The sequence below is a fragment of the Thermoflexus hugenholtzii genome, assembly GCF_018771565.1.
In the GTDB taxonomy this organism is placed as follows: domain Bacteria; phylum Chloroflexota; class Anaerolineae; order Thermoflexales; family Thermoflexaceae; genus Thermoflexus; species Thermoflexus hugenholtzii_A.
In genome coordinates this window covers 143,365-166,621 of the sequence record NZ_CP076326.1, presented here as the reverse complement: position 1 = coordinate 166,621, position 23,257 = coordinate 143,365, and the positions used below count along the sequence as shown (strand labels likewise).

Annotated in this window: 23 protein-coding genes; 4 read left to right on the top strand and 19 right to left on the bottom strand. The window is 69.1% G+C overall.

The genetic code is table 11. From position 1 onward, the window contains the following. Positions 1 to 126 precede the first annotated feature (126 nt). The 7 genes from KNN16_RS00900 to KNN16_RS00870 all read right to left on the bottom strand — a co-directional run bounded on the left by KNN16_RS00900 (position 127) and on the right by KNN16_RS00870 (position 5,700). Positions 127 to 537 (bottom strand): nucleotidyltransferase domain-containing protein, encoded by a 411-nt coding sequence (locus KNN16_RS00900; RefSeq protein ID WP_303898098.1) that lies wholly within the window; start codon positions 535 to 537, stop codon positions 127 to 129. A gap of 99 nt (positions 538 to 636) precedes the next feature. Beyond that, complete coding sequence (locus KNN16_RS00895) at positions 637 to 1,209, bottom strand: Uma2 family endonuclease (protein WP_303898097.1); 573 nt, start codon at positions 1,207 to 1,209, stop codon at positions 637 to 639. Positions 1,210 to 1,238: 29 nt separating this feature from the next. Next, positions 1,239 to 1,760, bottom strand: coding sequence for an NUDIX hydrolase (locus KNN16_RS00890; RefSeq protein WP_303898096.1), 522 nt, complete (start codon positions 1,758 to 1,760; stop codon positions 1,239 to 1,241). A 33-nt stretch (positions 1,761 to 1,793) separates the two neighbouring features. Beyond that, entirely contained in the window at positions 1,794 to 2,621 is an 828-nt protein-coding gene (locus tag KNN16_RS00885; protein ID WP_303898095.1) for a dihydroorotate dehydrogenase electron transfer subunit, read from the bottom strand. Between the two features lie 361 nt (positions 2,622 to 2,982). Beyond that, positions 2,983 to 4,353: a CpXC domain-containing protein gene (locus tag KNN16_RS00880; RefSeq protein ID WP_303898093.1), complete on the bottom strand. Its 1,371-nt coding sequence runs from the start codon at positions 4,351 to 4,353 to the stop codon at positions 2,983 to 2,985. A gap of 233 nt (positions 4,354 to 4,586) precedes the next feature. Continuing rightward, positions 4,587 to 4,736 (bottom strand): class III signal peptide-containing protein, encoded by a 150-nt coding sequence (locus KNN16_RS00875; RefSeq protein ID WP_299283274.1) that lies wholly within the window; start codon positions 4,734 to 4,736, stop codon positions 4,587 to 4,589. Positions 4,737 to 4,857: 121 nt separating this feature from the next. Continuing rightward, the gene (locus tag KNN16_RS00870) at positions 4,858 to 5,700 is read right to left on the bottom strand and encodes a hypothetical protein (protein ID WP_303900577.1); all 843 of its coding nucleotides are present in this window, start codon (positions 5,698 to 5,700) and stop codon (positions 4,858 to 4,860) included. Positions 5,701 to 5,854: 154 nt separating this feature from the next. Here KNN16_RS00870 and KNN16_RS00865 point away from each other — a divergent pair, with 154 nt between their 5' ends. Further along, entirely contained in the window at positions 5,855 to 6,436 is a 582-nt protein-coding gene (locus KNN16_RS00865; RefSeq protein ID WP_303898092.1) for a class I SAM-dependent methyltransferase, read from the top strand. Between the two features lie 9 nt (positions 6,437 to 6,445). Here the strand turns inward: KNN16_RS00865 and folD are convergent, their stop codons facing one another. Continuing rightward, positions 6,446 to 7,384 carry a bifunctional methylenetetrahydrofolate dehydrogenase/methenyltetrahydrofolate cyclohydrolase FolD gene (folD, locus tag KNN16_RS00860; RefSeq protein ID WP_303898090.1) on the bottom strand — a complete coding sequence of 313 codons (939 nt, stop codon included), beginning with the start codon at positions 7,382 to 7,384 and terminating at the stop codon, positions 6,446 to 6,448. A gap of 14 nt (positions 7,385 to 7,398) precedes the next feature. Next, on the bottom strand, positions 7,399 to 8,346 hold the full coding sequence (locus KNN16_RS00855) for an SPFH domain-containing protein (protein WP_299283283.1): 948 nt from the start codon (positions 8,344 to 8,346) through the stop codon (positions 7,399 to 7,401). A 113-nt stretch (positions 8,347 to 8,459) separates the two neighbouring features. Between KNN16_RS00855 and KNN16_RS00850 the strand changes: the two genes are divergently transcribed. Together KNN16_RS00850 and KNN16_RS00845 are read left to right on the top strand one after the other, a co-directional pair. Beyond that, a complete protein-coding gene (locus tag KNN16_RS00850) occupies positions 8,460 to 9,143 on the top strand; it encodes a uracil-DNA glycosylase (RefSeq protein WP_303898088.1) in 684 nt (227 codons plus the stop codon). Positions 9,144 to 9,195: 52 nt separating this feature from the next. Then, a complete protein-coding gene (locus KNN16_RS00845; protein WP_303898086.1) occupies positions 9,196 to 11,973 on the top strand; it encodes a transglycosylase domain-containing protein in 2,778 nt (925 codons plus the stop codon). Between the two features lie 93 nt (positions 11,974 to 12,066). Here the strand turns inward: KNN16_RS00845 and KNN16_RS00840 are convergent, their stop codons facing one another. Continuing rightward, positions 12,067 to 12,924, bottom strand: a complete 858-nt coding sequence (locus tag KNN16_RS00840; protein ID WP_303898084.1) for a DMT family transporter — start codon at positions 12,922 to 12,924, stop codon at positions 12,067 to 12,069. A 176-nt stretch (positions 12,925 to 13,100) separates the two neighbouring features. Here KNN16_RS00840 and KNN16_RS00835 point away from each other — a divergent pair, with 176 nt between their 5' ends. Next, complete coding sequence (locus tag KNN16_RS00835) at positions 13,101 to 14,588, top strand: DNRLRE domain-containing protein (RefSeq protein WP_303898083.1); 1,488 nt, start codon at positions 13,101 to 13,103, stop codon at positions 14,586 to 14,588. 54 nt (positions 14,589 to 14,642) lie between these two features. On the opposite strand, the gene paaD is transcribed toward KNN16_RS00835, so the two are convergent. The 9 genes from paaD to KNN16_RS00790 form a co-directional block, all read right to left on the bottom strand. Then, positions 14,643 to 15,152: a 1,2-phenylacetyl-CoA epoxidase subunit PaaD gene (gene paaD, locus KNN16_RS00830; RefSeq protein ID WP_303898081.1), complete on the bottom strand. Its 510-nt coding sequence runs from the start codon at positions 15,150 to 15,152 to the stop codon at positions 14,643 to 14,645. Further along, entirely contained in the window at positions 15,146 to 15,940 is a 795-nt protein-coding gene (paaC, locus tag KNN16_RS00825; protein WP_299283304.1) for a 1,2-phenylacetyl-CoA epoxidase subunit PaaC, read from the bottom strand. The genes paaD and paaC overlap by 7 nt, the downstream gene beginning before the upstream one ends. Beyond that, on the bottom strand, positions 15,912 to 16,235 hold the full coding sequence (gene paaB / locus KNN16_RS00820; protein WP_088572040.1) for a 1,2-phenylacetyl-CoA epoxidase subunit PaaB: 324 nt from the start codon (positions 16,233 to 16,235) through the stop codon (positions 15,912 to 15,914). The genes paaC and paaB overlap by 29 nt, the downstream gene beginning before the upstream one ends. After that, positions 16,207 to 17,238, bottom strand: coding sequence for a 1,2-phenylacetyl-CoA epoxidase subunit PaaA (paaA, locus tag KNN16_RS00815; protein WP_303898080.1), 1,032 nt, complete (start codon positions 17,236 to 17,238; stop codon positions 16,207 to 16,209). The genes paaB and paaA overlap by 29 nt, the downstream gene beginning before the upstream one ends. Before the next feature lie 15 nt (positions 17,239 to 17,253). Continuing rightward, a complete protein-coding gene (locus KNN16_RS00810) occupies positions 17,254 to 17,817 on the bottom strand; it encodes a TetR/AcrR family transcriptional regulator (RefSeq protein ID WP_299283392.1) in 564 nt (187 codons plus the stop codon). A 600-nt stretch (positions 17,818 to 18,417) separates the two neighbouring features. Then, a complete protein-coding gene (locus KNN16_RS00805) occupies positions 18,418 to 20,400 on the bottom strand; it encodes a molybdopterin biosynthesis protein (RefSeq protein ID WP_303898079.1) in 1,983 nt (660 codons plus the stop codon). A 326-nt stretch (positions 20,401 to 20,726) separates the two neighbouring features. Then, complete coding sequence (locus tag KNN16_RS00800; protein ID WP_088572039.1) at positions 20,727 to 20,933, bottom strand: cold-shock protein; 207 nt, start codon at positions 20,931 to 20,933, stop codon at positions 20,727 to 20,729. 289 nt (positions 20,934 to 21,222) lie between these two features. Then, positions 21,223 to 22,038, bottom strand: coding sequence for an inositol monophosphatase family protein (locus tag KNN16_RS00795; RefSeq protein WP_299283348.1), 816 nt, complete (start codon positions 22,036 to 22,038; stop codon positions 21,223 to 21,225). 13 nt (positions 22,039 to 22,051) lie between these two features. Then, positions 22,052 to 23,227, bottom strand: coding sequence for an extracellular solute-binding protein (locus KNN16_RS00790; protein WP_303898078.1), 1,176 nt, complete (start codon positions 23,225 to 23,227; stop codon positions 22,052 to 22,054). Between the last annotated feature and the right edge of the window lie 30 nt (positions 23,228 to 23,257).

Genomic DNA, 23,257 nt, shown 5'->3' with positions numbered 1-23,257 from the left:
CCCGGAAGAGCCTTGCGCGGGCTGATCTTTGGGGGTGTGTCCCGATTTTGTCGGGCCTGGCCGCCTTGTAGGACAACTGCGAGCAGTTGTCCTACGATGTGGGAAGCGAGGACGTGGGTCAGGGCTTCACCGTCCGGGATCCGCTCGATCGTCCGAAGGTCGGCCTCCGCCGATCTCCACCATTCCCGGGCGATCTCCCGACTCATACCACACGATCCCCCTTTCCTGAATCTCCCGGGCCATGGAGCCCCCGTTCCGGAAGAATCGCTCGCTCATCGGCCGCGTATGCACGATCAGATCCATCGGGACGCGCAGCCGGAGGTCCCAGAGCGCCCGGGACACCCGCCGCACCAGCTCCCGCCTCTCCTCGTAGCTTTGGGGCAGAAAATCATCTTTGGTGACGATGTAGAGATCGATATCGCTGTCCTCCGTCGGGTGTCCCCAGGCGTAGCTACCGAAGAGGATCACCCGCTCGGGATCCAGCGGCCGGAGCCGCTCCAGGATCTCTCGCTTCAGGACCTCGATCGCCACCTTCATTCCGCCCCTCTCCCGAATCGGTGGAGAGCCTTCTCGCTCCGCAGATCCACACGCGCCGCCAGCGCCGAAGCCGCCTCCGCCCTCCCGACGTGTCTTCGATCACAGGTCCCGGAAGAGATCCGCGACGTCCACCTCCAAGCCGGGGATCAGACGGCTGCGCACCCGTCCCGTCCCACGCGCTCCCTCTAAAAGCACCAGCCGCTCCCCCTCCAATCCATACACCTCCACCATCCGCGTCTCCGGATCCACCACCCAGTATTCTCGCACCCCTGCTCGCCCGTAGTCATAGCGCTTCTCCAGGAGATCCAGATACGCCGTCGACGGCGAAACCACCTCCACCACCAAATCCGGCGCCCCCTCGATGTGCGTCTCCCGCAGCCGGTCCGCATGCTCCCGCAACACCACCAGCAGATCCGGCTGATACACTGTGTCCTCCCCCAGCTTCACATCCAGGGGCGCGGCATATACCTCCCCCAGCCCGGGCCGGAGAACCGCTTCCACGAGATGCAGGAGCAGACGCAACGAGATCTTTTGATGTTTACGCGAAGGGGATGGGCTCGGCATGGGGACCCCCCGCACGAGGATCCAGTAGCCCGGCTGGCCCTCCGCCCACTTCCGGAAGGCCTCATAGCGCTCAAACCGAACGCCCTCCACCGTCACCGCCCGTGCCATCTTCCCACCTCCCCTCTTCCATTCTACGCTCAGAACCTCCTCCCCTCGAACCCTTTTCCCCGGCGCCAGCGCCAGAGAGCCCGGCGGGTGCTGGCGAAGACCAGGGGGGAAGGCAACCCGTCCGGCGGAAAGAAGCCCGCCTCCAGGGCGTCATCCCCCGGCCGCAGATCCCCCGCAACCGGAACCCCCCGATATACAATGAACACCGCAGGACCCCGGGGATCCGTCGGGACGGCGAAGACGTCCAGCAGGCCGCAGATGCGGATGAGCAGCCCGGTCTCCTCCCGGCATTCCCGAATGGCCGCCGCCACCGGCCCCTCGTCGATCTCCACGAACCCGGCCGGGAGGGCCCAGCCCCCCTTGCCCGGATCGTAACGCCGGCGCACCAGCAACACCTTCCCTTCGTGCTCCACCAGCGCCCCCACCGCCACCTTGGGATCGTAGAACACGATGTAGCCGCAGGCCGGGCAGACCGGTCGCTCCCGACCGAAGAGGAACTGCTGGGCCAGGCGGGCGCCACAACGAGGGCAGAAGACAAAAGGACCGATCATCGGGAAGATCCCGCAACCAGGCCGGCTCCGGGTTTACGCAAAGCCCGTCCCCTCCTCCGGGGGACCTCCATCGGGGGCGAAGCGGAGCACCGGGCCTTCGAGGCACAGCACCCGGCCTTCCCGCTCGCAGGATCCACACAGGCCGATGCCGCACCGCATGTAGGCCTCGTAGCTGAGCTGGGCGGGGAGGCCTCGCTCGGCCGCCAGGGCCCGCAAGGCCTCCAGCATCCCCTCCGGGCCGCATCCGTAGAGGGCATCGTAGGGCTCCTGTTCCAGGAGGCGGCGGGCGACCTCCGGGGCGCGCCCCCTCTCCCCGGCGGAGCCGTCCTCCGTGGCGACGACCACCCGAGCGCCCAGGGCGCGAAAACGCTCCCGATACAGCACGTCCGCGGCGGTGCGGGCGGCGGTGAGGGCGGTGACCTCCATGCCCCGGGCGAGGGCCTCCCGAGCCAGGAAGGCCAGCGGCGCCACCCCATATCCCCCGCCGACCAGCAGGATCCGCCGTCCCTCCAGGGTGAACCCGCGCCCCAGAGGCCCCCGGATCCATACCGGATCCCCCAGCTCCAGATGATGAAGGGCGGCGGAGAAAGGGCCCACCCGCGCCACCGTCAGCCCCACCGGGTCCGCCTCGGCCAGGCTGAAGGGTTTCTCTTCATAGCCGGGCAGCCAGACCATGACGAACTGGCCGGGCTGAGCCGGGAGCCGCAGGTCGAGGATCAGGGTCTTCACCCGCTCGCTTTCCGGGATCACCCGGACCACGCGGGCGGCCCGGGGCGGCCCCCCGGCACCGCCCATGGGGAACCGAATGGGGTTCCCCTCCCATGCCCGCTCCGAGGTCGATTCGCCTACGGGAAGGTTCATCTCCTTACGCCTCTTCGCGACGCAAGCAAGGTTCGCGGTGAAAGCCGCTCCTACAGGGTTGATCTTTGTGTAGGAGGGACTTTCGCCCCGAACCTCCGTCTTCGATAACACGAAGGTCGCGGCGAAAGCCGCTCCTACAACACGGATGCCGAAATGAATTTCGGCTTACGGGAGGGGCTTCAGCCCCGAACCCCTGTCATCGATCCCATAGGGTGGCGGCGAAAGCCGCTCCGACAAGGAGGGGGGCCATCCACGAACGCTTCCTTCGGAGCCTCCGCTTCTCCTCATTCGTGTATGCGTGCTCCATTCGTGGACGGCCTTTCTCCCTCGCCATAGCGAAAAAGGTCGCGGCGGAAGCCGGTTAGGAAGGGCGGAGGATGGCCGGGGTGGCGGCGACCTGTTCGGCCATGGTGCGGATGGCGGCGATCTGCTCGGCGACCTCCGCCCGCCCCTCCTCCCGCATGCGCCCCTCCATCTGCTGCAGCCACTGGAGCCACTCCGGGGTCAGGAGGCGGCGGTTGCGCTCCAGGAGCCGACGGCGCCCCTCCTCGGAGGGGGTGTTGAGCAGGGCGTTGAGCAGCCGCAGCTCGGGCGGCAGCGTCTGCTGCAGAACGGCCATCGCGATCCGCCCCAGGAGGTCCAGGGCCTGGGCCAGCCGGGTCTCCCCCTCCTCCAGAGCCGCCCGGATGTTCATCTGCAGGACATCGAAGAAGATGTCGTCCAGCTCGGCGAGGTGCTGGACCAGCCGCTCCTGCAGCTCGCGCTCCGAGGGGGCGCTCAGGAGCTCCCGGATCAGACGGGCCCGCTCCTCATATACCCGCTGGATCTCCTGATCCACCGCCTCGCGGGCCTCGAGGATCTCCCGGCGCAGGGCGATCAGGCGTTCGGCCTCCTCGGCGCGCCCGGCCTGCTCCGCCTCCTCGATCCGACGCGTCAGGTTCTGGAAGAAGCGATAGTCCAGGAAGGGACGGCCCAGGGCCACCAGGGTCCGGCGGGTCGCCTCATCCGGAGCCTCCAGTAGCGCCTCCAGCAGGGTCTCTGAGCTGGGCGCCCGGGTGAATTTCTCCACCACCTGCGTCCGAGCCCGAACCATCTGCCCATAAGGGGTGAGCTCCAGCAGGCGATCCCGGATGGCCATCAGACGCGCGAACTCCTCCGCCGAGCCCTCCTCCTGGACCGCCGCCAGAGCTTCCTGGAAGAGCCGGAAGAACTCGCCGTTCATCTTCTCGGCGTTCTCCCGGATGATCTCCTCCGCGTCTTCGATGCGCCGGGCGTTCAGGAGGCGATGCAGCAGGAGCGTCCGTTCCTCCATGGCCTTGAGGTCCTCATCTGTGTAGCCATCGGCCCGGAGGATGGCCTCCAGCATGCTCGGGATGGTGAAAAACTCCTTGGGCTGGAGCAGATAGGCCTTGCGCTTCTCCCGGGGCAACTGGCGCAACACCGTCTCCACGAGCTGCCCCACGATACGCTGGCGGTCGGTCTCCTTCAGGTCCGCCTGGATCGGGATGAAGACGAAGGCCAGCTCCTTCTCCGGGTCGTGATACAGGAAGGGCGCGGCGAAGCTCACCCGGTTGCCGCACCGGGGGCAGACGAAGGCGTTGAGACGCCCGGCCAGAAGCAACCGCTTGAGCGGAGGCTCCTCCGAAACGTCGATGATCTGACGGACCGGGACCTGCACCGGCTGACCGCAGAACGGACAGCGGATGGTCATCGGCGTGGGGGGAAAGGGCATGCCGTTCCTCCTCGCACGATCTTGGGTTCTCCACAATCCACACCGGATGCGCCGCGCGGCGTCCGTGGGTTAGATTGTAAACCCGAAGGGTCGATCCGTGAAAAGACGAGGAAGCCCTCCGCTTGCCGGAAAGGAATCAGCGGACGAGGAAGCTCGGCGTCTGCGGGCCCGATGAGGCGAGATGCGCGGCAAGCCGCGCTGGGGGCGATTGAAGGTGCTCCGGCGCGAGGCGCTCAGGGCCAGCTGGAGACCACCTGGGAATACAAAGAGGAGACCGACTGCCCGAACACGGTCAGGGCCACCAGGACGACCAGCGCAATCAACAGGATGAGCAAGCCGTATTCCACCAGCCCCTGCCCCCGCTCCCGAATCCGATTGCGCATCCGGGCTCCACTCCTGAGATCATCGGGTCCTCTCCCGGCCCTGGACCGTTCCGTCCTCGAGGCAGGGAGGCTCTGTTTCTCAGTGTAATCCAGAAGGCCGGGCCGGGCGGTAGGACCTTGGTCATGGGGGTGGCCCGCCCGGGTGCGGCCCGTCCTCCCGGATCAGGCCGGTCAGCTCGGCATAGGGGATGAACTCGAACCACCGGGCTTCCTCTGCAGACCGGGGGAGAGGGGTCGGGCGGCGGGCGGGATGAAGGCCGGCCTCCGGCGGCCAGCGCTTCTCAGAGACCGTCACCGCCCAGCAGGGCCGTCCGAACGCCCGGGCCAGCCGGGCGATGGCCCGCGTCCCTACCTTGTTGACGATCCCCTCCGCATCCCAGGCGTCGGCCCCCACCAGGACCAGATCCACCTCCGGCAGCCATTGCAGGGCCACCAGATCCGGGAGGAGGAGGGCGGAGTGACCCTGGGCGGCCACGTCCTCCGCCATCCGTCGGCCCTCCCCACCGGGTTCCGAGAAGGGGCAGATCACTTCCAGGGGATGGCCCTCCCGGGCGAGGAAGGCCAGGGCACGGAGGACGGTGCCGCTGCGGGAGTGGGTCATGATCACGCGGGCCCTATGCAGGAGGGCCGCCGCGTGCCGGGCCGCCGCCTCCTCATGGGCCTCCAGCCGCTCCCGGAAGGCCCGAGCGGCCGCGGAGAGCGCCGCTCGCGCGGCCGGAGGATCGGGGGCCTCCGCCAGCGCCCGCCGGGCGGCGGCGGCAAGATGCAGCGGCGGGGCCATATCCGGGTGCGCGGCGTGCAGGGCGGCCAGCAACGCCTCCAGCCCGGCGCGGAGGTCCTCCATCCGTTCCGCCGGGGCGGCCTGCGCCCACGCCTCCAGGATCCACGCGGCCTGATCCGCCAGGGCCATGGCCCCCGAGACCCGGTCCGCCTGATACGCCCGCAACCGCTCCTGCCAGTCCACGCCCAAGCCCTCTCCGGCGCCGGATCCTCCCCGCCTCTTAGACGGAGTCGCGTCGGCCCCATTCTGTGGCAAAATCGAACATCGGGAGAGGGGCGAAAGCCCCTCCTACAAAAATTATCATTGCACCGCAACCCCCTGAAAGACGGAGCGCGTGATGGGATCCAACTGGCTGTTCGAATGGGTGGCGCCCTTCTACGACGCGGCGATCCGCTTCCTGGATCCGGAGCCTCTGGCCCACCATCTCGTCCTCCCGGCGGAAGGACGGCTGCTGGACCTCGGCGGGGGGACCGGTCGGGTGGCCTGGGCATTACGCGGTCAGGTCAGCGCCGCGGTGGTGGCGGACGCCGCCCAGGGGATGCTCCGGGTGGCGCGACGCCGCCCCGGGCTCCTCCCCGTGCAGGCCCTGGCCGAGCGGCTGCCCTTCCCCAATGCCTCCTTCGACCGGGTGATCATCGTCGACGCCCTGCACCACTTCATCGACGCCGGGGCCGCCATCCGGGAGGCCGCCCGGGTGCTCCGGCCGGGCGGACGTCTGGTGATCGAGGAGCCGGACATCGGCCGGTGGCCGGTGAAAGGGATCGCCCTCCTGGAGCGGTTGCTCGGGCTGCGAAGCCGCTTCCTCCCCGGGGAGGTCATCGAAGCCCTGGCCCGCTCCTCCGATCTGCAGACCCGAATCGAGCGCGACGCCCGCTCCTTTCGCCTCTGGGTGATCGGCTGGAAGCCACCGGAAGCGTGACGCCTTCCGCTATTGGACCCCGCCCGGCTGCTCCGGCGCCGGGCTCACGGGGAGCCAGGGGGAGGCGGCACCCTCCACCTGACGCTGGGCGGCCTTGAGGGTGTTGACCAGCAACATGGCGACCGTCATGGGGCCCACCCCGCCGGGGACCGGCGTGATGGCGCCCGCAATGGGCGCCACCTCCTCGAAGGCCACGTCCCCCACCAGCCGATAACCCCGCGGATCCTGGGGGTCCGGCACCCGGTTGATCCCCACATCGATCACCACCGCCCCCGGGCGCACCATCTCCCTCCGCACCAGGCCCGGGCGCCCCACGGCGGCGATCAGCAGGTCCGCCTGCCGCGCCAGCGACGCCAGATTGGGGGTCCGGGAATGACAGAGGGTCACGGTGGCGTCCAGCCGCAACAGCAACAGCGCCATGGGAAGCCCCACGATGCGGCTGCGCCCCAGGACCACAGCGTGGCGTCCGGCGATGGGGATCCCGGCCTCCTGCAGCATGGCCAGGATCCCCAGAGGGGTGCAGGGGATGAAACAGGGATCCTTCCCCTTCAAGCCCAGCCGTCCCAGGTTCGCCGGATGGAAGCCGTCCACATCCTTCTCCGGCGGGATGGCCCCCAGGATCTCCTCCTCATCGAGGTGCGATGGGAGGGGCAGCTGGATCAGGATGCCGTGGATCTCGGGGCGGGCAGCGAGGGCCTGCACGCGCTCCCGCACCGTCTCCGGATCCACGTCGGCGGGGAGATGCTCGCCGAAGGCGCGGATCCCCACCTCCGCGCACGCTTTCTGCTTGGCCTGGACGTAGGTCCGGGAGGCCGGGTGATCGCCGATGAGGACGGTGACCAGGCCAGGGACCTGCCCGGTGCGGGCCCGGAAGGCCTCCACCTGGGCTTTGACCCACGCCCGCCAGCGGGCCGCCATCGCCCGCCCGTCCAGGATGCGCGCCGCCATCCCCCGGGTCCCTCCTACCCGGAAGCTCCGCCCGGCGCGGCGCCCTCCCCGGAGGCCCGGGCGCCGGCGTCTCCCATCAGGTTCGAGAGGGGAGCCACCAGCCGGGTGAACTCCATCGGGAAGACGAACTTGGTGGCGGGGCTGGCTCCCAGGGCCTTGAGGGCCTCCAGATACTGGAGGGTCATCGTGTTGGCGTCGAGGGTGCGGGCCACGCTGAAGATCCGTTCCAGGGCCAGGGCGAACCCCTCCGCCCGCAGGATCTGGGCCTCCCGCTCCCCCTGGGCTCGCAGGATGGCGGCTTCCTTCTCCCCTTCCGCCTTCAGGATGGCCGCCTGCTTCTCGCCCTCGGCCACCTTCACCGCCGCCTCCCGCTTGCCGTCGGCCTCCGTCACCAGGGCCCGGCGGTTGCGCTCCGCCGACATCTGCCGGGTCATCGCCTCCAGCACGTCCCGGGGCGGCTGGATCTCCCGGATCTCCACGGCGGTGACCTTCACCCCCCAGCGCTCCGTCACCTCGTCCAGCTTCACCCGCAGGGCCTGGTTGATGTATTCCCGCTTGGCCAGCACGTCGTCCAGCAGGATGTCCCCGATCACCGCCCGCAACGTGGTGGTGGCGATCCCCACCGCCGCCGAGACGAAGTCCCGCACCTGCACCACGCTCTGGACCGGATCCACTACCCGCCAGTAGATCAGGAAGTCGATGCCGATGGGGGCGTTGTCCTTGGTGATGGAGGTCTGCTGGGGGATCTCGCGGAACTGCTCCCGCAGGTCCACGGTGATGGCGCGGTCCACAACGGGGATGAGGAGCACCAGGCCCGGCCCCTTGGCGCCGATGACCTTCCCCAGACGGAAGACCACCAGGCGCTGGTATTCGGGGACGATGCGGATCATGGAGCCGAGGAGGGCGAGGAGGATCAGGCCGACACAGAGCACCAGGACCAGCATGCTGATCAATGCTTCCATCGGGGCCTCCAAACGTGAAGTTCTGCCATCCGACCGCTTTACTGTATTTTACCCGGAGGCGGGGCCGGTCCGGGATTAGAATACAGATAGCCTGAACAGGAGGGGCGGGATCGGTGGGAGAATCCCTGGAGGAGATCGCCCGGGAGGTGATCGCCTGCCGGCGGTGCCCGCGGCTGGTGGCCTATCGGGAGGCGGTGGCCCGGCGCAAGCGGCGACAATTTCGGGACTGGGAATACTGGGGCCGGCCGGTCCCCGGTTTCGGCGACCCCCAGGCCCGGGTGCTGGTGGTGGGCCTGGCGCCGGCCGCCCACGGGGCGAACCGGACCGGGCGCATGTTCACCGGGGACGGCTCGGGGGATTTCCTGATCGCCGCCCTGTATCGCGCCGGCTTCGCCAACCAGCCCACCTCCACCCATCGGGAGGACGGGCTGGTCCTGCGGGACGTCTATCTCACCGCGGTGGTGCGCTGCGCACCGCCCGACAACCAGCCGTCCCCCGAGGAACGGGCGCGGTGCCGGCCGTATCTGGTGCGGGAGCTCCGGGCGCTCCCCCGCCTGCAGGTCGTGGTCACCCTGGGGCAGATCGCCACGGAGGGGTTCATACGGGCGTTGCGGGAGCTGGGTTACGAGGGGCCACGCCCGGCCTTCCGCCACGGGGCGGTGCATCCCCTGGGACCCGGGTGGCCCGTTCTGATCACCTCCTATCATCCCAGTCGCCAGAACACGCAGACCGGTCGCCTGACGTCGGAGATGTTCGACGCCGTCTGGGAGACGGTGAGACGCCTGCTGAAGGATTGAGGAGAAGAAGGCCGCGCCGCTTTCGGAGCATCCAGCGCTGGGGGAGCCGTCCATGAGCGAGCATTGGCCGCATCCGACCGGGGATGTGAGCGAGACGGCCGGCTGGTGGGTGCCGGGCCGGGATCGCACGCAGCGGATCCCACCGCGGCCGACGGCGGGAGGGCCGTCGGGAGGGCCGCCGCGTCCGCCCCGCGCCACCCCGGCGGCCTCCCGCCGCCCCTGGGGCCGGCGCATCCTCGCTGGGTTGCTGATCCTGATCCTGCTGGGCGCCGCGGGGAGCGTGGCCGCCCTGGCCGGCTACGTCTATGTGGCCATGCAGCTGCCGCCGCCGGAAACGCTCCAGGAGCGAGCCCTGAACCTCTCCACCTCGCTGGTGCTCACGGACCGCAACGGGGAGCTGATCGGGGAGATCGCCGACCCCCAGAGCGGGCGCCGCCAGCTGGTCCGCCTCTCGGAGATCTCCCCCTGGCTGATCCGGGCCACTGTGGCCACCGAGGACCCCCGGTTCTGGCAACATCCGGGGTTCGACCCCATCGCCATCGTCCGGGCGATCTACCAGGCGATCCGGGAGGGGGAGGTGGTCAGCGGCGCCAGCACCATCCCCCAGCAGCTGGTGCGCAATCTGATCATCTCCCCGGAGCGGACGCTGCGGCGCAAGATCAAGGAGGCGGTGCTGGCCGCGGAGATCACCCGCCGTTACCCCCGGGAGCAGATCCTGGAGATCTATCTCAACACCATCTACTACGGGAACCTGGCCTATGGCGTGGAGGCCGCCGCCCGCACCTACTTCGGGAAGCCGGCCAAAGACCTCACCCTGGCGGAGGCCTCCTTCCTGGCCGGGCTCCCCCAGGCCCCGGCCCTGTATGATCCCTTCACCCCAGAGGGTCGGGAGCGGGCCCTGCGGCGTCAGCGGGACGTGCTCCGGCTGATGGTGGAGGCCGGCTTCATCACCCCGGAGCAGGCAGAGGCCGCCGCCCGGGAGATGCAGGCGTATCCCTTCCAGAAGCCCCCGGCCGCCTCCCCCGCCCCCGAGGCGCCCCATTTCGCCCTCTATGTGCTGCAGTGGCTGGAACAGACCTTCGGCCTGGACCCCCAGACCCTCCACCGGGGCGGGCTGCGGGTGGAGACCACCCTGGACCTCCGCCTCCAGCGGATGGCGACCCGCGTCCTGCGGGAGCACCTGGCCAAGCTGGCCGATAAGAACGTCCACAACGGGGCCGTGGTGATCCTGGATCCCCGCACCGGTGAGATCCTGGCCATGGTGGGGAGCCCCGATTACAACGACGCCGCCCACGGCGGCCAGATCAACATGGCCATCGTCCCCCGCCAGCCGGGCTCCTCCATCAAACCGTTGACCTACCTCGTGGCCTTCGAAAAGGGGTGGACCCCCGCCACCCTGATCTGGGACGTGCCGACCCGCTTCCCGGACGGGCCGGGGCGATTCTACGAGCCGGTCAACTATGATCGCCGCTTCCACGGGCCGGTCACCGTGCGCTATGCGCTGGGGAACTCTTACAACGTCCCGGCGGTGAAGGCCCTGGCCTTCGTGGGGCTGCCGGCCTTCCTCCAGCGGGCCCGGGATCTGGGCATCACCACCCTCACCCGGCCGGATTACGGGCTTTCCCTCACCCTGGGCGGCGGCGAGGTGCCCTTGCTGGAGATGGTCGGGCTGTATGCGGCCTTCGCCAACGAAGGCCGGCGCGTGCCCCCGGTTCCGGTCCGTCGGATCACCGATGCCTTCGGCCGCGTGCTCTACGAATACACGCCGCCGCCGGGGCAGCCGGTGATGCGCCCGGAGCACGCCTATCTCATCACCCATATCCTCTCCGACAACGAGGCCCGCAAGGCCGCCTTCGGGCCCAACAGCCCGCTCAAGCTCTCACGGCCGGCGGCCGCCAAGACGGGGACCACCAACGACTTCCGGGACAACTGGACGCTGGGCTACAGCCCGGATCTGGTGGTCGGGGTCTGGGTGGGCAACGCCGACAACTCGGAGATGAAGGGGGTCACCGGCATCACCGGCGCGGCGCCGGTCTGGCATGATGTGATGGAAGAGGCCCATCGCATCCTGAACCTGCCGCCCCGGGAGTTCCGCCGGCCGCCCGGGATCATCGAGCTGGAGATCTGTCTGGATTCGGGGACGCGGCCCTCGCCCTACTGCCCCCCCGACCGGCGGCGGGTGGAGGTCTTCGCCGCCGATCAGCCCCCGCCCGGCCCGGAGCATGACCTCTGGCAGCTCGTGGTCCTGGACGGGGCCACCGGGCTGCGTTACGCCGAGGGTTGCCCGGGCCCGCCCATCGAGCGGGTGTTCTACATCGTGCCCGAGGAAGGGCGCTGGTGGGCCGAGCAGCGTCAGATCCCTCAGCCGCCCAGCGAGGTCTGCACTGCGGCCATCCCCCAGGTCATCATCCGATGGCCCAACGAAAGCACCGTGGTCCGAGGCATCGTCCCCGTGCAGGGGACGGTATGGATCCCGGACTTCGCCTACTACAATGTGGAATGGGGCATCGTGGGGGCGGACGGCGTCGCCTGGCAGTGGCTGAGCGGCCCGCATCTGGCGCCGGTCCGCGATGGCCAGATCACCGTCTGGGATACCTCCGGGCTGCCCACGGGGTGGTATGCCCTGCGGGTGACCGCCTTCAACCGCGCCGGGCAGGTCTTCGTCGGAGAGGTGCGGACCTACGTGGACAACGGGATCGTCCCCACACCCACGCCGATCCCGACCGTCACGCCTACGCCGCTCCCCACCCCGACACCGGAGGAGGCCACGCCCGCGCCGACGCCGATCCCCCTGCCGACGCTTCCGCTGACGCCGCTGCCCACCCCGTGACCGGAGTCCGGGTCGATGCAGGCCGATCCCTTGCGGTCTCGGATCGCTCCGGCGCGGCGGGCGCCCGGACCCATCGGTTGTCGGTCTGGGCGCTCACCGCCCGGCCAGAAACACCCCGGCCAGGATCAGCGCCAGGCCTGCGAGAAGCCACCCTGAGAGGGGCTCGCCGAGCCATAGCGCCCCCCAGAGCACCGCGAAGATCGGATTGAGATACACCACCAGGGAAACCCCGATCACCCCGGTCCGCTCGAGCAGCGCATAATACATCACGTAAGCGATCGCCGTGCCCAGGACCGCCAGAAGGATCAGGGCGGCGAGGGACTCAGGGGCCGGGGAGAGCGCCCACGGCCGATCCAGGAGCAGGCTCAAGGGGAGCGCCATCCATCCACCGCATCCCAGCTGCCCGATGGCCGCGTCCACCGGCGGGACCCCCCGCAGCGCCCGTCGGGCGTAGACGGTGGCTGCGGCATACGAGATGGCGGCTGCTACCACGGCCCCCTCGCTGAGCAGATGCGCATGAGCCGCCCGCCGCAGGTCCGGGAACAACAGGACCAGGATCCCCAGGAAGCCCAGGAGCAGCCCGGCCAGCTGGCGCCGCGAGGGTCGCTCCTCCCGCAACCCGATGGCCGTGAACCCGGCGGCCCAGAGGGGCATGGTGGCGATCAGCACCCCCGCCAGCCCGCTGGCGATGGTCCGCTCGCTCCAGGCGACCAGCGTGTGGGGAAGCGCGGCGTTGAAGGCCCCCATCACCAGATAGGTCCCCCAGGGCGGATCCGCCCGGGGGCCCGGACGGAGCCGTCGGAACAGCCCGAGGAGGGCGGCGGCGATCAACAGCCGTCCCGCCACGAACGTGAACGGCGGGATCGTCCGCACCCCAAGGGCGAAAAAGAGATACGAGGCCCCCCAGATGGCCCCCAGCGCCAGCAGGATCGCCATATCCCCCGCGCGCATCCCTTCCTCCCTCCCAGGATCGTCATCCGATGAGCGCACGGGACCGACGCCCATCACCCGGCTCCCTCCTCATCGGAGCTCCCGATGCTTGCCGGATCCCACACGCCCTTTGACGCCGCGCTGAAGCGCCGGTATGGTAGCCCATGTGCGCATTCGTTGGCCCGAGGAGGAGCTTCATGTCCTTTGAAACGAGAAGAGGTCGATCGCTCCCGGTCGGATGGCTCATCACGCTGGGCATCCTCACGCTGATGGGGATGGGCTTGCTGCTCCGCTCGCGACGGCCCCCGTCTCCTTCCCCCACCTTGACCGAAGGAACGCTCCCGTCCTCATCTCCAACCCTTTCCGCCACCCCTGCGCTCCGGGATCTCTGTGCCCCTGAGATGTTGCCTCGGATTCATGCCCCCCGCTTCGAAGGCCCGATCCCCTTCGAGCAGAGCGCCATCGCCTGGTTCGGGCAGGTCTCCCCCACGCGGAACTATACCGACATCCGCGTGGGCTACAACGCCCGCGAGCTCTTCATCTACCTGGCCATCTTTGACCGTCACCTCTGGTATGATGAGAACCCCACGCCGCAGACGCTGACGCAATGGGACGCCGCAACGATCCTGCTGGACACCTCCGGCGGCGATCGGCTTTCTCTTTCGTCATGGCGCTTCGTCGCCCAGCTCTACAGCGAGCCCAGCCCGTCTCGACGGAACGTCGAGCGGGGAAGCGCCGAAGGCTGGAAGCCGATCCACGTTCCGTTCAACGCGGTCCCGGGCTGGCGGGGAAACGCCCTGAACGACGACCGCGAGAGCGACCGGGGCTGGGCCATGGGCTTCACCATTCCCTTTTCCAGCCTGGGCCTGACCTCCGCGCCCCCCGAGGGGACCATCTGGCGGCTGGCCGTTCGGGTTCATGACCGGGATTCCATGGAAGATCCACCCCTCGAGGAGACCTCCTGGCCGCCCTCCGCCTCGCCGGACGACCCAAGCTGCTGGGGCTTTCTGCACTTCGGCCTCCCCGCTTATCACGCCACCGCCGTCCCGACTGGTTACATCCGGATCCGCCGCCCTGTGCGGAACAGCCCCCTCGTCCCGGACGCCAACGTGGGCGGCACCACATCCAACCAGTGTCCCGGCGATGAACACTACATCTGGAACGAATGGGGGAACCGCAACGACGGCCACGCGCCCGACTTCAACATCCAGAATCAATCCGATGTCGCTGACTGGCCGTGCTTCGCTAAATATTACGTGACCTTCCCTCTGGACGCGATTCCGCGGGGGAAGACAATCATCTCGGCTACGCTCACCCTCCATCAGTTCGGCAACGCCGGGGATCCCGGACAGGCCCGGCCTTCATGGATCCAGGTGCTGATCGCCTCGGCGGATTGGGATGAGGAGACCATCACCTGGAACAACGCGCCGCTGGCATATGAGAACGTCGGCGGCGCCTGGGTGGATCCCCTTCTCGAGTGGCCGGGGTGGCCTGGCGTTCCCCGCACCTGGGATGTCTCCTATGCGGTCGCGCAGGCCTATGCGCGGGGCGAGCCGCTGCGGCTGATCCTCTACAGCGCCGATTCGGCTTATCACAGCGGCAAATATTTCGTGTCCTCCGACGCCGAAGACTGGAACACGGAGGGACGACCGCTTCTGGAGGTATGGTGGGGGGAGTCCCGTTGAGGCGGACGATCCGAAAACAAAGGCACGAGCCTACATCCCCACCCGCGCGGGACCTTACAGCGGCTTGAAGGCCTCAAAAGGCTGCCGGCATGCCTCACAATAAAACAGCGCGCGGCACGAGGTGGGCCCGAAGAGGTTCTCCATCCGCGTGCTCGTGGAGCCGCAGAAGGGGCACGGCACCCCCTTCAGCAACTCCGGGGTGATCTCCCCCGCAGACGGCCGGGGCGGCGCGATCCCCAGCTCCCGAAGCGCCTGTCGTGCCCGCTCGCTCATCCGTTCCGGTGTCCACGGCGGCCGATATATCCGCCGCACCTGAACCCGCCGCGCCCCCAGGGCCTGGATGCGCTCGACGATCTCCCGCTCCATCACGTGCAGGGCCGGACACCCCACAAAGGTGGGCGCGAAGTCCACCTCCACCATGTCATCGCCCACCCGGACGTCGTAGATCAACCCCAGGTCCACCACCGAGACCGTGGGGATCTCCGGATCCTTCACCGCCTCCAGCGCGGCGAGGATCGCCTCCCGGGTCAGCCCCGGCCCGTCCGCCCGTCCGTCGTTCACCATGTCTCCCCCATCCCGGAGCGTGCGACCATCTGGAAATCCGTTAGCAGGGCAGTCAGGTGCTCCGTGTGCCGGCCGATCCGCCCGCCGTAAACGGGCTCCGCCTCCGGGATCTTCAGGGAGGCCGCCTCCAGGATGGGACGCACCTCCGCCTCCCAGCGGGCCCGCAGCTCGGCCTCCGGCGGCTGGATCCCCGCCGCCACCCGCAGGTCCTCTCCGGGCGCCGGCTCGAACAGCCCCAGGGCGTGCGGCCATGCCTGCTCCAGAGCCGCCTGCATCCGGCGGTGGCTCTCCTCTGTGGCATCCCCCAGCCGCAGCACCCAGGCCCGGCTGTGCATCAGATGATAGGTCTCCTCCCGGCGGACCTTCGTCGCCGCCGCCGCCAGCGGCGGATAGGCGCTGTTCATCAAGGCCTCCAGGCGGACCTTCTCCGCGTAATCGAAAAGGAACTGGCGGACCACCGTGAAGGCCCAATCCCCCCGGGGCAGCTCCACCAGGGTAGCGTTGCGGAACTCCGGGGGATCCCGGAAGTAGGCCATGCGGTCGGGGTCGGGCCACCCCAGCTCCTGCAGCAACGAATACCAGAGGACCGCATGCCCGATCTCGTCCTGGGCGATGCTGGCCATGGCGATGTCCGCCTCCAGGATGGGGGCATGGCCCACCCACTCCGCGTCCCGATGGCCCAGCAGGACCTCGTCGTCGGCCATCGCCAGAAGAAGATGCCCCACCGCCTCCCGGAGGGGATCCGGGAGCGGAACCGCTTCATTCGGCTTCAGGGAGGGACTGGCCATGGCGCTCCATCCACCTCCGCACCCGCTCCGTCACCCGGAAGCCCCGGGGCTCCCGATACTCTTTCTCCAGAGCGGAGGCGAACAGCTCCTCCGCCTCCTCGGCCCGGGAAGCGTAGATCGCTTCCGCGGGGACCACCCACAGGCTGGCGCAACGGCCCCGACGGGCGAACTGCTCTTTGGCCAGGATCAGGGCCATCTCCGGGTCGGGGGCGTGGACCGCTCCCACGTGGACGTGGGGGTCGCCCCGCTTCTCCTGGAGGAAGACCTCATAGACCGGCCACTGCGTATCGGCCATTGCCCCCTCCATTCGTCCGCTGCGCCGCCTTCGCTGTTAGAGCCTCCCGCACCCAGCGCCCCTCCTCGTGGGCCCGGCGCCGGACCGCCATCCGCTCCGCGTTGCAAGGGCCGTCGCCCTTGATCACCCGCCAGAACTCCTCCCAGTCCGGCTCGCTGAAGCGCCAGTGCCCGGTCTCGGGATCGTAGCGCAGGTTCGGATCCGGGATGGTGAGGCCCAGGCGCAGCACCATCGGCGCGTATTGATCCACGAACTCCTGCCGCAGCTGGTCGTTGGTCTTCGTCTTGATGCGCCAGCGCAGCAGCGTCGGGGTGTGCACCGAGTCGCGGTCCGGCGGGCCGAAGAGCATCAGCGCCGGATACCACCAGCGGTTCACCGCCTCCTGGATCATCTGCCGCTGGGCGGGGGTGCCGGTGGCCAGGGCGACGAAGGCGTCGTAGCCTTGCTTGATGTGGAAGGATTCCTCATAGCAGATGCGCTTCATCGCCCGGGCGTAGGGGCCGTAGGAGCCCTGGGCCAGCATCAGCTGGTTGACCACCGCCGCGCCGTCGATCAGCAGCCCGATGGCCGCCACATCGGCCCAGGTGGGCGTGGGGTAGTTGAACACCACCGAATACTTGGCCTTCCCGGCCAGGAAAGCCTCGATCATCTCCTCCCGGCTGATCCCCAGGGTCTCCGCCGCCCGATACAGCAGCTGGCCGTGGCCCCCCTCGTCCTGCACCTTGGCGATGAGGATCAGCTTGCGCCGGAGGGTGGGGGCGTGCGGGATCCACTTCCCTTCGGGGAGCATCCCCACGATCTCGCTGTGGGCGTGCTGGGAGATCATCCGGATCAGCTGACGCCGGTATTCCTCCGGCATCCAGTCGGTGGGTTCGATCTTCTCCCCCCGGGCGATGCGCGCCTCGAACTCCGCCAGACGGGCCTCGTATTCCGGGCCCTCCTGGGGAGGCGGCGCCTGCTCCGGAACCGGAACCGGATGACCCTGGATGCGGTAGGTGATCATGGGCCCCTCCTTCCTTCACGGATCCGCAGACGGGGATTCCGAGCGAACCAGCCCTCGCACCGCCCAGTCGCTGAAGGCCTCCGCGATCTGATCCGGCGAGAGCGGGCCTTTCGGCTGATACCACACGGCCACCCCGTTCAAGGCGGTCAGGATGAAGCGGGTGATCAGCGGGACATCCAGGTCTGCCCGGAAGACACCGGCCGCGATCCCCTCCCGCAGGATCTCCCGGAAGAGCGCCTCATAGGCGTCCCGGCGGGCGAGGATCTCGCTCCGGCGTTTCGGGCTCAGCGCCCGCCATTCGTGGTTGAAGACCACCGCCGCATCCTGACGCTCCGTCACCACCCGGATGTGGGCGGCCACCGCCATGCGCAGCTTCTCCAGAGGAGGCCGCTCCGAGCGGACGATGGGCTCCAGGCTGGAGAGGAAGGCCTGCGCCGCCTCGTCCACGATCTCCCAGAGCAGCTCCTCCTTGGAGGCGATGTGCGCATAGAGGCTCCCTCCCTGCAGGCGGATCGCCGCCGCGATGTCCCGGATGGACGTCCCGTAGTAGCCGCGCTGGCTGAAGAGCCGCCCGGCCACCCGCAAGATCGCCCTGCGTCGATCGCTCCTGCTTCCTCGCGCCATTTTTGCTAACGAACGTTTGCTTAAATTATAGGGGGGAGAACGGATCCTGTCAAGACCCTCGCCGCAGGGGGGTGTGCCCCAAAACCGTAGGACAACTGCGAGCAGTTGTCCTATAACGCGGCGAGGCCCGACAAAATTGGGACACACCCGCCGCAGGATGCGCCCCAAGGCCGAGGGCGGGTTCGACCTCCGGGGCGCTCCGCACCCGCTTCCTCAGGAGAAAACCGGGCATCGAGGCGAAAGCCCTCCTGCCGGCAGGAACAGCTTCCGCCGCGACCCATTGCTTCTGCAGGCCCAAATTCGTTTCGCCATCCACATAGTAGGCGCGGCTTTCGCCGCGCCCCATCACGCCATCGAAGACGGAGGTTCGGCACGTAAGCCGAAATTCATTTCGGCATCCGTATTGTAGGAGCGGCTTCAGCCGCGACCTCGCTGCCTCGAAGACAGAGATTCGGGGCTAAAGCCCCTCCTACACCTACAAATGACGCGGCCGGCAAAAACCCACCATCGGCCGGAGGCCCATTCCGGCCGATGGCACCTGGCGGTCCCACCCGTTCACGGACCGAGGCGGGCCACTTCAACCCCCATCGCCCGGACATCGTAACCCGGCAATGCCGCCACCGCGGCCCGGAACCGGGAGTCATGCAGGAGCTCCCGGAGCGGGCGGAACCAGGGGTCCTCATACAGATCCTGGGGGATCACCAGATCATAGCGCTCCAGAGCCAGGGGGAGGAAATCCAGCCCCATCGCCGCCGCCGCCGCTCGAATCCCAAGCCCGACGTCAGCCCGGCCGCTGGCCACCGCTGCCGCCACCGCCAGATGCGTCAGCTCCTCCCGATCGTAACCCGAGATGGAGGCCGGATCGATCCCCAGGCGCTGCAGATAGTAATCCAGCAGCACCCGCGTCCCGGCGCCCCGCTGGCGGTTAACGAACCGCACGTCCGGCCGCGCCAGATCCCGGAGATCCCGGATCCCCTTCGGGTTCCCTGGGGCCACCATCAGGCCCTGCTCGCGGTGGGCCAGGGTGACCACCACCACGGGCACGCCGGCCAGGTAGCGGCGAACATAAGGGAGGTTGTATTCGCCGCTCTCGGGATCCAGGAGATGGGTGCCCGCGAGATGACACTCCCCCCGCCGCAGGGCGATCAGCCCGCCCAGGCTGCCGGCGTTCGCGCTCCGCAGCCGCCGTCCCGGCCAGCGCTCCGCCAGGAACTGAGCCATCAGATCCAGCGCCATGTCATGGCTGCCGATGGCCAAAATCGTCCCCTCGATCGCCTCCGGATCCGTATACAGCTCCACCGCCACCGTCTCCCCCTGGTCATAGCCCTCCACGAAGCGGGGGATCCGCAGGATCCCATCCGCCCGCACCAGGGAGGAGAGCACCCCCGCCCCTCGGGAAAGCGGGGCGGCCACATAGCGTCCCCCGACCCGCCCCACCGTCACCCGCACCCACTCCTCATCGCCGAGCGGGGAAAGGAGCTTGCGGGTGAGCACAGCGTCCAGGCGCGGCCGCCGGCGCGGCGGAAGGCCCAGCCAGCGCGCCAGCAACGGTTCCACGAAGATCTCCCCGGTGAGGGCCGCGGAGACCGGGAAGCCGGGGACGCCGATGACCGGGACCGAACGCCCATCCACCCGGAGGATCCCCAAGATCACGGGATGGCCGGGGCGCACCGCCACCCCATGGACCAGCAGCGTCCCGAGGGTGGAGACCACCCGCGCGGTGAAATCCTCGCTGCCCGCCGAGGAGCCGGCGTTGATGAGAACCAGGTCGTGGGTCCGCGCGGCCTCCCGTGTGGCCTCCAGCAGGCGCTCGAAATCGTCGGGAACGATGGGGAAACGCGTGGGGAGCCCGCCCCACTCCCGGACCTGGGCCGCCAGCACCAGCGAGTTGAACTCGATGAGCTCCCCGGGGCGCACCCCGCGGGCCGCCGCTTCCTCCGGAGGGATGAGCTCCGTTCCGGTCGGGAGGATGGCCACCCGCGGCAACCGGCGCACCGGCACGGTCGCATATCCGCACGCCGCGATCACCCCCAGGTCCACCGGCCGCAGGCGGTGATTGGCCGGCAACACCAGCTCGGCCGCCGCGATGTCCTCCGCCACCGGGCGGACGTTGGCCCAGGGGGGGACCGGCTGATAGAGAGTGATCCGGGTGGCCCGCTCCGGGGCTTCCCCATCGAACTGCACCTGCTCCACCGGGACCACCGCGTCCGCCCATGGGGGGAGGGGATCGCCGGTGTCCACATAGCAGGCGCCGATGCCGTCCGGACCGGGCGGGACGGGAAGCACGCGGGGCTGGGTCTCGGTGGCCCCCACGGTATCCTGAGCCCGCACGGCGAAGCCGTCCATCGCCGCCGCCGCATAGGGCGGGACGGAGAGGCGCGCCCAGATGGGCTCCGCGGTCACCCGGCCCAGGGCCTGCTCCAGCGGCACCCACTCTCCGGGAAAGGGAGCGTCGAGGCCCGCTTCCGTGAGGGCCCGCGTGAAACGGGTCCACGCTTCCTCCAGGGGCACATCTTCCAGATAGATCCGGCGTCCCATCGGTGAAACTCCCAGGTGGCAGATCCGAAGGCCTCGCTTCCACCAGCCTTCCGATCCCATCCCTGATCACCCTGTGTCATTCTAACAGGTTTCCTTCCCTTGATGGACTTTAAAAGACGCCTGCGGACAGACGGGGGTTCTCCGCACCGGCCGGGATAGCGATCGAAATGAATTTCGATTTGCAAGCTGACGGCTCAGAGGCCGGGCTCTTCCCCCTGTGCGCCCTCTGGATTCGCGAGGGGCCGCGTGGCGCGGCGTTCGTTCTAAAAAAACGACGGCCCCACCTTTCGGCAGGGCCGTCGCGACCGGATGCCCGGTTCAGGAGATCAGGCGGAGAGGCGGGTCACGTCGTAGGCCTGGGGGCCCTTGGCGGTCTGCCGGACGCTGAACTCCACCCGGTCCCCCTCCTCGAGGTTCCGGAAGCCATCCCCGGCGATCCCGGAGTAGTGGACGAAGATGTCCTTCTCTCCCTGATCGGGGCGGATGAAGCCATACCCCTTGATCCGGTTGAACCAGCGGACGGTTCCCTTCATGCGTGCTTCAGACATCGGAAGAACTCCTTACGTAAAGTTAGGACGAAGCCGGAGCCCAGGCTTCCGTTGTTCTGGAAGGGCTCGAGGACGGACCGGGGGATGGCCAGGGGCCGATCTCCGGGTCAACAAAAAACCGCCGGGCGTCTCGGGCGACCCGGCGGTCTGGCCTTCGACTTCCCTTCCGCGTGTGCTCCTCACGCACCCTCATTCTACCAGATTTCCCCCTCTTGTCAAATCCGGGTTTAGCGGGAAATCGCGGATGCGGAGCCCCGAGCGCGGCGCACCGATCTCAGCGGCCGGAGGATTCCCCGAGCAGGGCCCACACCGCTCGATCCAGCCGACCGTTGCTCACCACCGCCCCCGCATCCCGGAACGTCCAGGGAGAGCCATCCGGGCGATTCATCTGTCCCCCCGCCTCCCGGACCAGCACGGCGGCGGCGGCCACGTCCCATGGCTGCAGCGCCAGGTGGAAATACAGATCCAGCCAGCCCGCGGCCACGTAGGCCATCCCCAGGGCGGCGGATCCGATGGCCCGCACGGTCTGGCAACGCACCGCCAGGTAGCTCAGCCAGGCCAGGACCTGCTCCCGCGTCTCGTTGCGATGCCCCCAGTCCAGCCCGATCAACGCCTGCTCCAGGCGCTCCGTCTCGCTGACCCGGATGGGCCTGCCGTTCAGGAAAGCGCCCCGGCCCCGGGCGGCTGTGAACAACATATCCTGGAGGGGAGCGTAGATCACCCCGACCACCGGCTCCCCTTCCACCAGCAGGCCGACGGAGACGGCGAAATACGGCAGGCGCCGGGCGAAGTTCGTCGTCCCATCCAGAGGATCCACCACCCAGACGATGCCCTGGGCCATCGCCTCCCGCGCTTCCTCCTGGGACGTGCCCTCTTCCCCCAGCACACGATGGGCGGGATCGTGGCGCCGGATCACCGCCACGACGGCCTCCTGAGCGGCCAGGTCCGCCGCGGTCACCCAATCCCGGAACCCTTTCTCGTGCACCTGGCGCGGCATCGGCCAGTGGGCGCGGAGGACCGCACCTCCTGCCAGGGCGGCCTCGATCGCCGTCAGCAGCCAGACCTCCAGATGGGCGCCCGATGGGCTCATGGTCTCCTCCCGCTTATGGGCTCCGCAATCGATCCAGGAGGATCGAAACGGCCGTCCCGCTCTCGAGAAGGCGGAGCGCTTCCTCCAGACGAGGGGCCGCAGGACGCTGATCCGCGGGCTCCTCCTGGTAACCTTCCAGCACCCATTTCATCAGCTGACCCACGAGGCTGTCCGGGCCGGCGAGCTGCTGGAGGCGAACGGCCGCCGTCCGGCGAACCGGAAGGGCCTGCGCCTCCTGCGCCCAGCGGACCTGCACCTCCGGATCCAGGGTCCAGCGGATGAAGGACCACGCGGCGGCCTGCTGGCCTGGATCCGTCGCGGCGATCGCCAGATCCCAGCCCCATCCCGGCAGGATCGGACGGCCGCGCATCCCGGGATCCGGCAGCGGGGCGAGGGCCGGGCGGAAGCGCAGGCGCCCGGCCTCGCTTTCCCGTTCCAGCGTGAAGAGCCAGCGGCTGGAGCCGAAGAGGAGGACCGTTTCGCCCTCCAGGAAGGCCCGCAGCGCCTGCGGGGGATCCGCCAGGCGGGCGCAGCCCACCCGGAGCATCCCCTGCACCGCCTCCAGCAGCGCCTGGGCCTCGGCCTCGGAGCGCCCGGCCAGCCACCCCTGAAGCGTCCAGGCTGCCCGTGGCGCCATCCAGCCCGCGGTGTCCGGGATCCCATCGCCGTTCAGATCCAGCGCGCCCCGCAGGCAGACCTGGCGGATCGCCTCCCAGTCCCCCGGGGGTTGCTCCAGGCCGGACTCCAGCAAGCGATCGATGTCCGCGTAGAGCACCAGCCCTTCCCGAAGGAAAGGGAGGGAGCCCGCCGTCGTGGGGGGCAACAGATCCTGGCGCTCCGCCGCAGAAAGGCCGCGGACCGGATCCTCCATCCAGGGCCTCAAGGGGGTCAGCCGGCCGGCCTGCACGAGGGCGGGGACCGCCTCGGAGGGGATCAGCACGAGATCAGGCCCGCGCTCCGAGGGCTGATGGAGACGACGGAGCAGCTCGGAGGAGCCGGGGAAGGTTTCGATGTAAATCGCCACGTCCGGATGCCGGGCCATAAAGGCCTCGGTCAGCCGAGCCAGGGCAGCCCCCCGTTCGGGATCCAGGGCGTGCCAGAGGACGAGCAGACGGGACGGCCTCCCCAGCGGGGCGCAGGCCGCTGCGGCCATCAGGGCGAGAAGCCCCACTCCCTGTGTCCAGCGCATCCTCCCTCGCTCCTCACGAGCCTAAAATAG